Raw genomic sequence first — 14,491 nt, 5'->3', positions numbered from 1 at the left:
TTAAGAATTTGGCGCACAAAAGAGAGGGAGCTTCACCTACGAAGCTCCCTCTTAGTTTACTCATATTCTATTGCTGCAATAATTTTGCAATTATCGAAGCTGCTTCTGCTCGCGTAACTGCTTGCTCAGCTTTGAAGCTTCCATTTGGATATCCTTGCATAATGCCTTTTTCCACAAGTACCTGAACAGCTTCTGCTGCCCACGGAGCAATTTCAGCTTTATCAGTAAAATTAAGCTCTACGATACTGCTGTTCCATTTGTAAGCACGAGCAATCATTACGGCAAATTCTTGACGTGTAATCGATGCTTCTGGCGCAAAGGTTTGCTCTGTAATACCTTTTACAATACCCAGCTCCAATGCTTTGTCGATATAACCTTTTGCCCAGTGGCTCGCTGCTACATCCTTATAATCTTTCTCTGCAGCTTGCTTAGGCTCTTCCTTAAGTGCTCTAATTAGCAGCGTTGTCAATTCTGCACGTGTCATGCTTTGATCCGGCTTAAACGAACCATTGCCATAACCGTTCATTAATTTTTCAGCTGCAAGCTTAGTAATTGCCGCATTCGCCCAGTGGTTTGCTATATCTGTAAACTTAGGTGTTTCACCGCCAGTTCCTGGATTGGTGCTCGCTTTAACGATAATCTCAACCGTTTGCGATTTCCCTTTAAAGCTGACTGTAATGACTGCTGTTCCAGCACTTTTCGCTGAAATAGCGCCTTGTGCACTTACTTCAACAACTGTAGTATCAGAAGAAATAAAGCTCACTTCTGCCGTCACTACAGATTTGGTACCATTCGTGTACCATGCTGTTACTTTAGCCTGTACAGTATCGCCAACCTGCAATGCAGCAGGAAGTTGCTCTACGACCAGTCGATCCAGTACGGCCTGAGTCGGCGGTATTGGCGGTTTTACCTCATTAATAATAGCTGCTTTAAACACCTTGATTGCCTCGTTCAAGCTAGTCGTTACCGCATCAACTTCTGATTGATTAACAGATTCGTTATCGAGCACTATTTGTGCTGCAGCAATTGCAGCTTGTAAAGAATCCTTCGCAGACTGAGGTACTTCCCCTGCTGCTGTACCAACATTAGTGTCATTCAACAACTTGACTGCTTTAGCCTTCGTTTGTTCCAAAGCACTGCTATCAACAGGAACGACTTCTTCGATGCTGACATTATCGATATAGTTTTTAACTGCTGTTCCTTTCTCCTTATACAGACTGACCAAGGCCTTATCGATATCCGCTGCTGTCGTAAATTCGTAAGTAATCTGCTTATATTCGGTTGAAGTAACAGGAATCAATTCCTCTGTTTGTTTTCCTGCTTTATTTTTGGTTTGCACGACAAGATATAGTGTTTGCTTATCGTCACCTGCTTTGGCATACGCACTTAGCTTATATGTCGTATTTGACGTTACAGCGAATTCCTGCTCGACCGAAGCGCCGTCAGCAATTGCTTTCGTAAATCCGGCATACTCGCCTTCGTAGGCATTACCATCTTTAATGATACCGCCGTTCCATTGCCAGTTCCACGGTGCGCCGTTCCCATGCTGCTCGGTATTCTCAAAATTTCCATTGCGAATTTCGACTTTCGGCTTTGGAATTACTGGCTCAAACGGATCAACATCCGGATATTTCTCCAGCTCATACTCATGCACGCCAATGTCCGGCATCCCGTTGTACAACGGGTTATTATAAAAATCACGTTTGCCAGGATCACCAGTTACACTAATGAAACGTCCCGCATTAATTAGCGGGGAATCAGCCAGCAGCTTATAGCCGTCCAGCTCCTCGAACCAATTGATCTGCTCAGGAATAATATTACCCGGTCGATTTAGCACGGTTTTTGCCTTACCCGCGTCCTGCAGCTTAGGATTACCATTTACCATAAATGAGTCAGGAATTTGCTCTTTTGTCGGAACTTTGTTGCCGAAGAAAGCATTATTGAAATAAGTCCAGCTTGGTTTCGAGGCGTAGCCGCCTGTCCCATGATTAATAAATACATTGTTAAATAACTTGACACCAACTGAACCGCCTTGGCTAACCATCATTGCTGTATTCATGCCTTCGCCAACATAAAATACATTGTTGTATACCTGCACGTTTTCCATAGCGCTGCCGCCGCATACCGTAAAGATTTGATATTTGTCATTTTGACTAATATTGTAGCGGAACACACCATCCTTCACACCATGACCTGCATCCTCTGTACAGAACAGCAGCGTACCGCCTTCATTGTTGTATGAATAGTTGTATTGATAAATAGTGCCCTGCGTCCCCTGATCGAAATCCCAAGGCATGCCATCGCGCGTCGTTTTACCGCCTGTCGCTTCGTTAAATTGGAACAATGCATTATCGCCATTCCATAGCCACATGCCTGCGCTATAGCCGCTGGATCTTACATTATATCCATCAATAAAATTGTACTCCACGAGCGCACCCTCGGTCATATGAGGCGCTATGCCATCACCACCGATATTGTAAAGCTTATTCGCCCGAATAACCACATTCGTCATCGGTGTCCATGGCGAATCCTTTTTATCTCCATAAGCCGTATCCTTGTAGCGCAGCAGATCTCTGCTGAACCAATCCGTCCAGAATATAATTCCAGAGCGATCAACATTGCGAATTTCATTATTTTCAATCACTATTTGATCAAAAGTTGTTCTTTGATTTACAGTATCTGCGGGCACTTTATTGCTCGGTGTCATCCCAGGGATGCGTACAGAAACCTGAATACCTGCACTGCCATCACCATCTTTTTTATCCTGACCGTTCACATCATGAATAAATAGATCGTGAATATAGAAATCGCGCAGCACCGATATTTGCGTTAAATCCGTTTCCGTTTTCCCTTCTACACCGAAATTCTCAGCGTAAATTAACAATCCGCGGCGCGGACTAGTTGCAGCCGATGCCCCTTTATTCGTAATTTCCAAATGACCAACTTCCCAGTGCTGCTGATTATAAAATTTAATCGTATTTTCTACTCCGGCACCCTGCAATAGCGGCTTAGCTCCATCGCCATATCTGCCAATAACGATACGCTTATTGGGCTCACCTGAGCCTTTGGGTTGCAAAGAGCCTGTCCATACGCCTCCGGCCTTGAATAAAATTTGGTCACCAGGTGAAAATGTCGTCATATTGACCTTATCCAGTGACTGCCATGCTTGATCCTCGCTCTTACCGGTATTTGTGTCTGAGCCATCAGTATCCACATAATAAATCGTTCCAAGAGCTTCTTCTTTAGCAGTCTCAGGCACTATTTCCTCAGCAGCCCCCACAGACTGAAACGGTACAACAATCAACATTACTAAGCATACTAAAATAACTTTTGCGAATACTTGTTTCATGTTATAGTCCTCCAAATCTAAATTTTGTCTAAATCTTGGATACTATAACAGTGTAACCGCTTTAACAGAGGTGCTCACATCGAGAATATTGACATAAACATATATTATATTGACTCTTTTACTATTATCGCAATCTTCTGTACAATCCCACTTCAGTATCCTCTGAGCCAATAACAAACGGAATTTTCACAGATACAACCGTGCCTTCGTTCTCCTTGCTTTGAATCGTTAATCCGTATTCATCTCCGAAATTAAGTTTAATTCGCTCAACAACATTCGTTACACCAATATTCGCAAGCCGCCCTTTATTAGAAGTATACCCGCTGCTCAAAACTCGTTCCGCCTTCTCCTGATTCATTCCGCACCCGTTATCAGCGATAGTAATCTTCAAATCGTATCCTTCACGAATACAATTAATAGTAATGAATAGATTATGTGAAATACCTTCCTGTCCATGAATAATAGCGTTCTCAACAATCGGCTGCAAAATAAATTTGGGAACTTGACAATGCTCAGTTCCAGGTTCAGTATCAATACTCACCTCAAAAGTCGAGCCATATCGAACCTTTTGAATCACAACATAGTTGTCAATATTGTAAAGTTCCTCTCTCAAGCCAACGAATTCCTTTTTATCTATAATTGTATTACGAAGCAGCTCTGCCAAGGCGCTTAGGCCAACACTGACACTCTCTGCCTGACTTAGCTGTGCTGTCCATTTCAAAGAATTAAGTGTATTGAACAAAAAATGCGGATTAATTTGTGCCTGCAGCATTTGCAGCTCGATCTCTCTCTTTTGCTGCTGCTCCCTCTTCGTCTCTTCAATTAAGGCATTGATCTTCTCTACCATAACATTAAAACGATCCGTCAAATAACCAATTTCATCCTTACTCTCGTCTTCAATCGTTGTGTTCAAATTACCGCGAATAATACGTGATGTCTGCTCTACCAGTTTCGTCAACGGACGATAGATTGTATTTGAGATAAGCAATGCGATGACAAGCGAAACTACGATAAGCAATATGCAAGTAAACAAGATTGTGCGCTGAATATATTTCGTTTCATTATTCAAGTAGCTATCAGGAATCGTACTTATCAAATACCAGCTAGAGTATACATCATAACTGTATGCAACAAGGTGACGCTCACCAGATAGATCCATTGGAAAAGAGGAACTGCCCTTTGCTTCATTACGCTGAATAGCAGTAATAAGCTGATCATTCTTAAAAGGCTGATGCAGCTCTATATTAGAGCTGCGGCTAGAAATTACTTTGCCTTGATTATCAAGAATAAACACATCCGTACCAGCCCCCATATCCACATCTGAATATAGCTCCTCCGAATAAAGCTGTTCACCGATGCTAATAAAAATATAGCCGAGCGATTGATCCCAGTTTTGTGACGAATTGATTTTGCGCGCCAGCACAATGCAAGGCTCTCCCTGTTCAGTCGTCAAATAAGACCATTGGTCTTTACCATCTGCCTGCTCAATCCTCCCGATAAGTCGTTCAAAATGACTATGACTAATGGAGTTAAACCCCATATCATAAACCGTGCTGGAATCTGGCGCCAAAATTCTGACGTTTTTAATTTTTTTCAGCAAATCGAGCTTATCGCTAAGTAAATTGTTAATAAACAGGCTCATTTCACTTTTGTTTAATTCATCAACATTATCATATTGTTCGATATATCTTTGGACATTGTCATTTAACATAATCGAATCACTCAAACTTACATACTTTTTATTTTCAAGCTGTTCGTTTTTGCGAAGCTGCTTCATGATTTCCGCCGAATATGTACTAATTTTCGTTTTAATGGCTTTACTTGCCCCGATGTAGGAGTAGCTGCTAGACAAAATAATAGGTACAGTCGTCAACACCAATAACGTATAAATAAGTCGCGATTTAATGCTTGTATTGCGAAGAAGCTTGTGAATAGCCGATATTAATTTCATGAGCCTACTCCTTTCACTTGCAATTTTAAACTATGCAAATCTTCGCACAATCCGTACTTAAAACACAACCATCATCTCTAAAATGAAAGCGAATAGCGATAGCTCGATATCGTAACTAAATAACTAATGCAAGCAGGACAACTTTACATCTATAATAGTAATATATTTTCACAGGAGGTCAATTTACATGAGATCCATTAAAATAGCCGCATATGCTAATGTCTTTCTTCTAACAACTATCGTGCTGACAAGCTGCGGGCTATTAAATCCGAAGCCAGATTCAACCGCCATTACACCCAATAAAGGAAATATTGATTTTTCAGATAAAGAATTGAGTATTGCCGTGTTTGAAGGCGCTTACGGAAAATCATATTGGGAAGCCGTTATTAAACGCTTCGAAGCTGATTTCCCGGGTGTCAAAATCACTATGATTTCCAATCCAAAAATAATGGATATTATTAAACCTCTAAACGTATCAGGAAATCCGCCTGATTTCATATATGCGCCGATCTCAGATCAAACAAATACCGTGCAAAAAATGCTAAAGGAAAACGCATTCCTTGACTTGACTGAGCTTTTCGATAGCAAAGCGTTGGACAAAGACGTTCCTCTTAAAGATATCATGATGAACGATATTTTGGACTTTGCAAAGCCTTATGGGGATGGAAAAATATATATGGCCCCCAATTATGTTGCTACAGAAGGTCTATGGTATAACAAAACCTTATTTAAACAAAAAGGCTGGACGCCGCCGCGCACTTGGGACGAGCTTTGGAAGCTAGGAGAACTGGCAGCTGCTGATGGACGATCACTATTTACGTATCAAGGCATTTATCCTGGTTATGTTGCCTCGATTCTGTGGCCTGCTATCGTTTCGTTATCTTCTCAAGATGACCTGATGCCAATCATGCAGTTTGAAAAAGGCTCCTTCGAGACAAAAGCGGTGAAGCAATCACTTAGTCTATTCGAGCAGTTCGCCCGCAATCATAATATTATGCCAGGTACTGTAGCGCTTAATCATACACAAGCGCAAATCGAATTTCTCAATGATAAAGCGTTATTCATTCCCAATGGCAATTGGTTTGAGGGCGAGATGAAGGATATTCCACGTACGGAAGGCTTTGAATTCGGTTTTATCCCGCCTCCTACTTTTCACCCATCCGATCAGCAATATGCTCAAATTTCATTTGAAGCCATGTTTATTCCGGCAAAGGCGAAAAATAAGGAGTTAGCGAAGCTATTCCTCAAATATCAGTACGTGGATGATATTATTAAGCTTAACGCAGAGAAATCAACAGGCGTAATTGCAGTAAAGAATGGTGCAGAGCTAGCCAAGGAGCAATTGCCCGCGTCAGTATATGAATCAGCAACCGTATTTGATCACGGCGTCAAACCAGTTATTTTCAGATGGGGATTGCTTCCTAATACGGATATAAAAGTGACAGAAGAGCTATTTAATACAATAAGTGATATCATGCATCGCAACTTAACAATAGACCAGGCGATCGAGCGCGTCGAGAAAACATTCGCGAACATTAGGGAGCCTTTGGAGAAAATAAAATAGACAAATGTAAGACCGCGAGCAGATGAAGACATCTGCTCGCGGTCTTTTTGTTATAAAATCGCTCCTGTTTCCATGCAAAATAGAAAGGGCAATATTGTGCAGGTTATGTTCAATATTGTACATGTACCGCAAACCCATACCAACGGTATACTTACAAAAAAAAGGAGGTCATCTCATGAAAAATTTTAAAGTAATGGCTCTACTGCTAGCTGCTGCAATGTTTATTTTTGTTATCGGTTGCTCTAATAACGGAAATACTTCAACCAACAACAACCCATCTAATTCACCAGCAGCAACAGAGACGACAGGGGAAGAGTCTAATTTGGAAGGCAATGTCGTATTCTGGTCAATGTGGAGCGATACTGAACCACAAGCTAAAGTAATTCAAGAAACGGTTAAGGAATTTGAAAAAGTTAATCCTAAAGTAAAAGTGGATGTAAAGTTCACTGGTCGCGATATTGAGAAATTGATTAAGCCAGCTCTTGATGGCGGACAGCAATTAGATATTTTTGAAGGAGACCCTTCGAAGTCTATTGCTGCTCTTAAGGAGCATGTACAAAAACTAGATGAATATTTAGCTACGCCTGCAATTGGCATGGAAGGCAAAACACTTGAGCAATCTCTTATACCAAGCCTAATGAGCTGGACAAAATCTTTGTCCACTATTGCTGGAATAGAGGAAGGTACTTATGCATTGCCACAACAGCCATTCGCTGTACTGTTCTTCTATAACAAAGAAGCATATGAAAAAGCAGGAATTACTGCACCTCCAACCACTTGGGAAGAGTTTATGGAGCAAAATGAAAAACTAAAACAGTCCGGTGTAGATCCAATTACATTCGACGATGCTTATCGTGATCTGTTTATCGGTGGATACTTGAGCAGCGCAATGGGTTATGAGTGGGTAGATCAACTTGTTAACGATAAAACAGGCGATATGTGGAAAGACCCTATTGTAAAACAATTTGCAACAGACATTATTGCAATGCATGAAAAAGGGTATTTCTCCAAGAAGATTTCCGGAAGTAAATATCCAGCTGCTCAGCAAGACCTAGTGCTTGGACAAGCAGCTGCATACCTTAACGGCACATGGCTTCCAAACGAAGTAGCTGCAACGGCTGGTCCAGACTTCAAGTGGGGCACATTCCAATTCCCTGTTGTAGCTAATGGCAACGGCAAGGGTGGACATCAGGAGCTAACTTTCGGTTCCCAATCACTAATGATTAACAAGAACAGCAAAAACAAAGAAGCAGCAATTGAATTAGTGAAGTATCTTGTTGGCAAAAACGCTCAACAAAAAATGGTAACAGCTGCACAAGCCATTCCTGCAACAATTGATACTGAATGGCCAGCTCCACTTGCGGATGCTGCAAAGGCAATGGATAATGCAAAAGTTAACGCACCTTGGGGCTTCGGTATCAGCAATAATTTCGACTTCTCCAAAGGTGTTATTGTACCAGTATTTATGGAGCTTGTAGAAGGAAAACTTACAGTTGATCAATATGTAGACAAAATGAGTAAAGCAGCTCAAAAGTTCTACAGCGCAGCAAAATAATGAGTCACTTGCTAATTTGCAGCGATTCCACGAATCGCTGCAAATTAGCATTCAAAAGAAACTAATCTGTACCGGGAGGAGAATACTATGCGTATTCCAAAGTCAATTATCGCCCTATTTCTTTTGCCGGCTGTAATTGTTTACTTAGCTATCTTTTTATATCCTACCATTCGTGCTTCTCTAATGAGCTTTTACGATATTCCTGCTCTCTCTAGCAAAATGTCTGATTGGAGCTTTGTAGGATTTGATAATTATATTCAGCTGTTCAACAACTCCTATTTCATGGGATCTGTATGGAATGTGTTCAAAATTTGGCTGTTTGGCGGTCTAATTGTGCTGTTTTTCGCCTTTCTCTATGCCGCTATTATCGCATCTGGAGTAAAAGGTAAGAACTTCTGGCGCTCGCTCGTATATATGCCGAACATCGTTTCAGCGGTCGTTTTGTCCTCCGTATGGCTGCACTATATTTTCAACTCCAACTACGGTTTTCTGACAACTGTATTTCGTTTCTTCGGTCTTAATGCACTGGCAGATATTCAGTGGACAAGTGATCAATACTTATTCCTGTCCATGCTGATTGCTTTCTGTTTCGGCTCAATCGGATATTATATGCTGTTGCTTATTGCTGGAATGGAAAGAATTCCACAGGACTTCTATGAAGCGGCCATGCTCGAAGGCGCTGGTCCATTACGCAAATTTTTCCAAATTACAATGCCTTTGCTGCAAGATATATTCCGCATGACACTTATATTGTGGACAATCGGCGCCATTAATTTCTTCGTTTGGTCAGCCACTTTTGGACAGGAAAGTCCTGAAACGATGACGCCAGGTTACTATATGTATATTAAAGTATTCGGTGCACAAGGTTCGGTCTTCTCGCAGGATGCATTTAACGTCGGAGCCGGTGCAACTGTTGGTGTAATGATTACGATAGCGATTCTTATCTTGTCAGCTGTCATCAATTTATTTTTCCGTAAAGATACTATTGAATATTAATAAACAGGAGGATAAGTCTAATGGCTAATAAACTTCGCTATATCCCGCTTTATTTATGGCTATTGTTCACCATCGTCCTATTCGGATTTGCTATATTAGCGTCTCTGAGCACGACAAGGGGCATCTTCTCAAATGACTTGTTTGAAAGCGGCCTGCATTTTTCCAACTACACGAATTTATTTACTGAAATGAATATGGGACGCTATTTCTTGAATAGCGTTATCTACACGGTAACAGCCTGTATTGGCATACTTTTTATTGCTGCACCAGCTGCTTATATTTTGGGTAGAGTGAAGTTTTTCGGTAAAAAAGTAATTGAGATGATGTTTCTATCTGCTTTATCAATTCCAGCCTTGCTTATTACCATTCCATTGTTTACACTTTTTGTGGAAATGAAGTTGACAGGCTCAATCTTTACATTGGTACTAGTGTATCTTTTCACTAATATTCCATTTAGCGTTTTTTTACTTTCCGGGTTTTTCTCGACTATTCCAAAACCGCTGGAAGAATCTGCGGCAATCGATGGATGTGGTCCGATCAAAACGTTTGTTAGTATTATTTTGCCCATGGCTCAACCCGGTTTGTTAACAGTAACGATTTTTAACTTTATGGGTATTTGGAATGACTATTTCTATGCACTTATATTTGCGAACGACCAAAAAACACATACACTGGCGCTTGCGTTACAATCGATTATTCGCGGATTCACTAATTCCGGAAACTATTCTGGTATTTTCGCCGCTGCGATGGTTGTATTTATCCCTACCCTTGTTCTTTATTTGTTTGTTTCAAACAAAATTGCAGCCGGCATTACAGTTGGTGCTATAAAATGATAGAGTAATACCTCCTATTAATTCTTTCTAGGTAAATGACAGCAAGTGCGGTTGAAGGAGAGGAAAAGATGCTGCGTGTTTTATTCGTAGATGATGAAACAATAATAAGGGTTGCCATTAGCACGATTATCAACTGGGAGGAAAATGGTTATCAGCTTGTCGGTACAGCAGCAGATGGCCTGCAGGCCTTGCAAATAGTGCAGAAGCAGCAGCCGCATATTATTATTACTGATCTGAAGATGCCAAACATGAATGGACTTGAGCTGATCCACGCACTTACTGAAGCCGGATTTACTGGAAAGATTATCGTGCTTAGCAATCATGGTGAATACGAGCTTGTACGTGAAGCATTAAAGAGCGGCGCTGTCGATTATTTGCTCAAAGTTACTCTGCAACCTAAAGACCTGCTTCAGGTGCTCTCCAATACCTCAGAACTTCTAATGCAGGCACAACAGAGAAAAGAACAAAACATCATGCTTGCTCATGAGCTAAACGAGAAACGTCAGGAGCATAGAAACAGCATTTGGAAGCAACTGATACAGGAAGATGCTCAGCATCTCAAGGATGTGCTGCGTGAAGCAAACGCAATTGAGTTAAAGCCTGATCAGCTTGCAGGACACCTCTTTGCAGTGGAAATTGATCAATACGAGCAAGCTCTCACTACTGGTAAAATCAAAAATAAAAAACTGCTGCAATTTTCAGTGGCCAATATCTTGAAAGAAATCATTTCCGATCATAGCTCCATTGAGCTCATTGATTTGGGAGCTGGACAATATGTTGTCTTAATTCAGGAAATGCAACAAGGCTCTGATTACTCTGCATTGCAGCAACTGGCATCAAATTTAATTAAACTGATTCGTACTTATTTGAATTTGGACGTCAGTATAACGATAAGTGATAGTTTCAGCAGCTTGGAACAGCTGCGTCAGCATTACAAAAACTGCAGACATGCTGCAATGGCAACCTTCTATTATGGCTCGGCATCCGTTATTGTTGCTGCTGAAACCGAGTTTGACCACATTGTAGTGAGTACGCGGTATGCAGATTGGGCAAATCTGCTTAAAAATGCACTTGAGGAAAACTCCGATCAATTGACATCGATTATTCAATCTATTATTAGTGAAGTCTCTGCAGCTTTCTGTGATCCGAAGCAGTTAAAACAAGCTTTTCTTATTTTCTTAAATGAACTTGATGCTCTTATAATGAAATGGGCCGCTATGCAAGTGAAAGAAGCAAATAAGATTGACATGAAGGATGTAATTGCACACTCATTTAGACCCTTGTTAATGGATATTCAATCTTTAGAAATGTTCAAGCATTTATTACAAGATATTATGCAAGAAGCGAGTATTCGTCTCCAAGAAGCAAAGCAACGCGCTTGCCGTAAAGAAACTTTGCAAATCATTCACATTTTACAGAGTCGTCTGAATGATAAAATCACACTGGAAATGTTAGCTACCGCCGTTAACCTTAACTCAAGCTATTTGTGCAGAATCTTCAAGCAGGATACCGGCAAAAGCGTGTTTCAATATATGAATGAGCTCAAAATCAACTATGCTGTTCAATTGCTGAAGCAGAAAGATATTAGAGTAAAAGAGGTAGCCCAAGAGATCGGAATCGATGATCCCTTTTACTTTAATCGCTTGTTCAAAAAAATGATTGGCTTTAGCCCTTCCGAGTTTCGGAAAAAAAATAATACTTAAATCTAACAACTTCGAGTCTATGAAGGAGAGATTATGCAATGTCTATCAAACTATCTACATTACAGATATCGGGTGCTCCGCTTGAGGGCGTAAATCCACTTCCGATGTTCAGAAACCGAAAGCATGACCGTGACGTTCCTGTTAACAGCAGTTACCCTGACAGTCTGCGTCCGATGTTGGGCTATGAAGCTGGCGAGCGTTCCCTGCCATATCGCATGCAGGATCGCTATACACGCAACCGGCAGGATTTGATGATTGATACAATAGTTTTAGAAAACGACATACTCGAAGCTATATTTATGCCTCAATATGGCGGCAGACTATATTCCTTAATCGACAAACGTACTAATCGTAACCTACTATATACAAATCCTGTTTTCCAGCCTGGAAATCTGGCCATTTTGAATGCGTGGTTCTCCGGCGGTATTGAGTGGAATATTGGGCAAGTTGGTCATACTTTTACGACTTCCGCTCCTTTGCATGCAGCAAAGCTGCATGACAAAAAAAATAATGAATTTTTGCGCCTATACGAATACGAACGCTGCAAAAATGTGTTCTGGCATATCGATTTCCATCTGCCGCCAGGCTCAGATAAGCTAATTGTATATGTACGCATTATTAATGATAATGACCATTCTTTACCGATGTACTGGTGGACGAATACCGCTGTTGAAGAAACCGAAAAGGCTCGCATGTTCTCAACAACAGATGAAGTCATTTATTTTGATCAGCGCATCAAGGGCTTCGGTCACGGTGTATTGCCAGAACTTGCAACGGTACCTGGCAAGGATGTTACTTATCCGATCAACTTCCCATTCTCTAATGAGTACTTTTTCCAAACGACAGCTGAAAACAAAGCTCCGTGGGAAGCAGTTGCCTATGAGGATGGCAAACTATTTTATGAGCGTTCCACATCCCTCTTGCGCTATCGCAAAATGTTCTGCTGGGGACATCATCCTGGTGGTCGTCGTTGGTGCGACTTCCTGTCCGATCCGGGTAAAGGCAACTACATCGAAATTCAAGCCGGCTTTGCTCCGACTCAACTGCATGGACTAGATATGCCTGCTCATACAGAATGGGATTTCACACAGGTTATCGGACTGTCTGATGTGAGTACAGAGCAATCACATCAAGAGGATTGGCTGAAAGCAAATGATTATGTGAAGGGCTGTATAGACAAGCTTATTACAGAAGAGGATGTTTACACCATTCACGAAGCTGTTCAAGAAGAAGCAATAAAAGCTCCTATTGAGAAGCTCTATGATGGATCCGAGTGGGGCGGATTGGAGGAAGCGCGACGCAATAAGCTAGAGCAGCGAAGCATTCCTGCTGGCTTCGACTTCTCGCTGCTTACGTCTGATACAGCTGCTGAAAGCGTGGAATGGAAGCATTTGCTTGATTGCGGATCATTCCCGCTTGGCGACGTCAACGCTATTCCTCCAGCATGGATGGTACAGCCTGAATGGCTGGAGATGCTGGAATCAAGCCTGCGTTCCTCGGATAACAACAAAAACTGGAATGCATACATGCACCTTGGCGTAATGCTCTACGAACTTGGCAGCGAAGACAAAGCAATAGAAGCATGGATGACTTCCATCGAGCTGCAGCCATCTGTTTGGGTTTATCGCAATCTTGCTATTGCTATGAAGAACAAAGGAGATTTTGCAGCAGCACTCAGCTATATGGATCAATCATTCCAGCTATCGCAATCCTTCCCAGATCGTGCACTGGCTGAAGAGTATCTCAGTATGCTGATCGATAGCGGTCGCCATAAGGAAGCATGGAGCTTTTTCCATACCTTGCCTGAAGAGTACGCAACGAATGACCGCATTCTGATCATCGTAGGCGCAGCGGCCCTTGAGCTCGATGAAGAAGAATTCCTGAGCGAGCTGTTCAAGAAAGAATTTGCAGTTGTGCGGGAGGGTGAGATGCTTATCATCAATCTCTGGTACAAGCACCACGCCAAGCAAATTGCTGCACAGCGAGGCGAAGCGCTTGACGAAAGCCATTTCGAGGAGGCACGCCAAAAATTCCCTCCAACAAACAATATCGACTTTAGAATTGTTGGCGACGAATAAATGAGCACCAGCTAACAAGGAAATGACCTCTGAATTCGTCGAGGCCGCTGAAGAACTTGCAGTGTAAATTAGCCCAAGACATGTTTCAAATCAAAAAGGCAACATTTCGTTCAAATTAGAACGGAATGTTGCCTTTTACGAACATTTCATCGTTTACTCTTCCACAATATCCGCCACTAATTCGCTGGCAATTTCAAGCATTATCGGGATCACAGCTTCATTGTTGCCGGATACGTATATGTCTCCCTGATAATGTCTGAACGGGATCTTAGTATCATTATAGCTCCACATGAAAAAATCACCCTCAATAGACATAGTCGTAGCGCCTGTCACCGTGAACACGGATGTGTATGTAAAATCGGGTTTCGTCATGAAATACTGCTTGCACTCTTCCAAAGATATGGTTTGCTCCGTATTGCCGTTTTCCTGTAACGCTCTTGTCATTCGATAACGTTTACTCAT

The 14,491-nt window shown here is 41.6% G+C and carries 9 protein-coding genes; 6 read left to right on the top strand and 3 right to left on the bottom strand.

From position 1 onward, the window contains the following. Window positions 1-67: 67 nt before the first annotated feature. Both AC0YN6_RS05375 and AC0YN6_RS05370 read right to left on the bottom strand, forming a co-directional pair. Complete coding sequence (locus AC0YN6_RS05375) at window positions 68-3,349, bottom strand: S-layer homology domain-containing protein (protein ID WP_475745626.1); 3,282 nt, start codon at window positions 3,347-3,349, stop codon at window positions 68-70. A gap of 124 nt (window positions 3,350-3,473) precedes the next feature. Continuing rightward, window positions 3,474-5,300 carry a cache domain-containing sensor histidine kinase gene (locus tag AC0YN6_RS05370; protein WP_475745625.1) on the bottom strand — a complete coding sequence of 609 codons (1,827 nt, stop codon included), beginning with the start codon at window positions 5,298-5,300 and terminating at the stop codon, window positions 3,474-3,476. A gap of 187 nt (window positions 5,301-5,487) precedes the next feature. Here AC0YN6_RS05370 and AC0YN6_RS05365 point away from each other — a divergent pair, with 187 nt between their 5' ends. The 6 genes from AC0YN6_RS05365 to AC0YN6_RS05340 all read left to right on the top strand — a co-directional run bounded on the left by AC0YN6_RS05365 (window position 5,488) and on the right by AC0YN6_RS05340 (window position 14,029). Beyond that, on the top strand, window positions 5,488-6,864 hold the full coding sequence (locus AC0YN6_RS05365; RefSeq protein WP_475745624.1) for a carbohydrate ABC transporter substrate-binding protein: 1,377 nt from the start codon (window positions 5,488-5,490) through the stop codon (window positions 6,862-6,864). Between the two features lie 175 nt (window positions 6,865-7,039). After that, the gene (locus AC0YN6_RS05360) at window positions 7,040-8,419 is read left to right on the top strand and encodes an ABC transporter substrate-binding protein (protein ID WP_475745623.1); all 1,380 of its coding nucleotides are present in this window, start codon (window positions 7,040-7,042) and stop codon (window positions 8,417-8,419) included. A gap of 87 nt (window positions 8,420-8,506) precedes the next feature. Then, on the top strand, window positions 8,507-9,415 hold the full coding sequence (locus AC0YN6_RS05355) for a carbohydrate ABC transporter permease (protein WP_475745622.1): 909 nt from the start codon (window positions 8,507-8,509) through the stop codon (window positions 9,413-9,415). A gap of 20 nt (window positions 9,416-9,435) precedes the next feature. Further along, on the top strand, window positions 9,436-10,248 hold the full coding sequence (locus AC0YN6_RS05350) for a carbohydrate ABC transporter permease (RefSeq protein ID WP_475745621.1): 813 nt from the start codon (window positions 9,436-9,438) through the stop codon (window positions 10,246-10,248). A gap of 68 nt (window positions 10,249-10,316) precedes the next feature. Further along, entirely contained in the window at window positions 10,317-11,951 is a 1,635-nt protein-coding gene (locus AC0YN6_RS05345; protein WP_475745620.1) for a response regulator transcription factor, read from the top strand. A 38-nt stretch (window positions 11,952-11,989) separates the two neighbouring features. Next, window positions 11,990-14,029, top strand: coding sequence for a DUF5107 domain-containing protein (locus AC0YN6_RS05340; protein ID WP_475745619.1), 2,040 nt, complete (start codon window positions 11,990-11,992; stop codon window positions 14,027-14,029). A gap of 153 nt (window positions 14,030-14,182) precedes the next feature. Here the strand turns inward: AC0YN6_RS05340 and AC0YN6_RS05335 are convergent, their stop codons facing one another. Next, window positions 14,183-14,491 carry a hypothetical protein gene (locus AC0YN6_RS05335; protein ID WP_475745618.1) on the bottom strand — a complete coding sequence of 103 codons (309 nt, stop codon included), beginning with the start codon at window positions 14,489-14,491 and terminating at the stop codon, window positions 14,183-14,185.

It is taken from the genome of Paenibacillus sp. J22P15, assembly GCF_056269345.1.
Note: the sequence above shows the minus strand (reverse complement) of the source record. Positions and strands in the feature narration are given on the sequence as shown.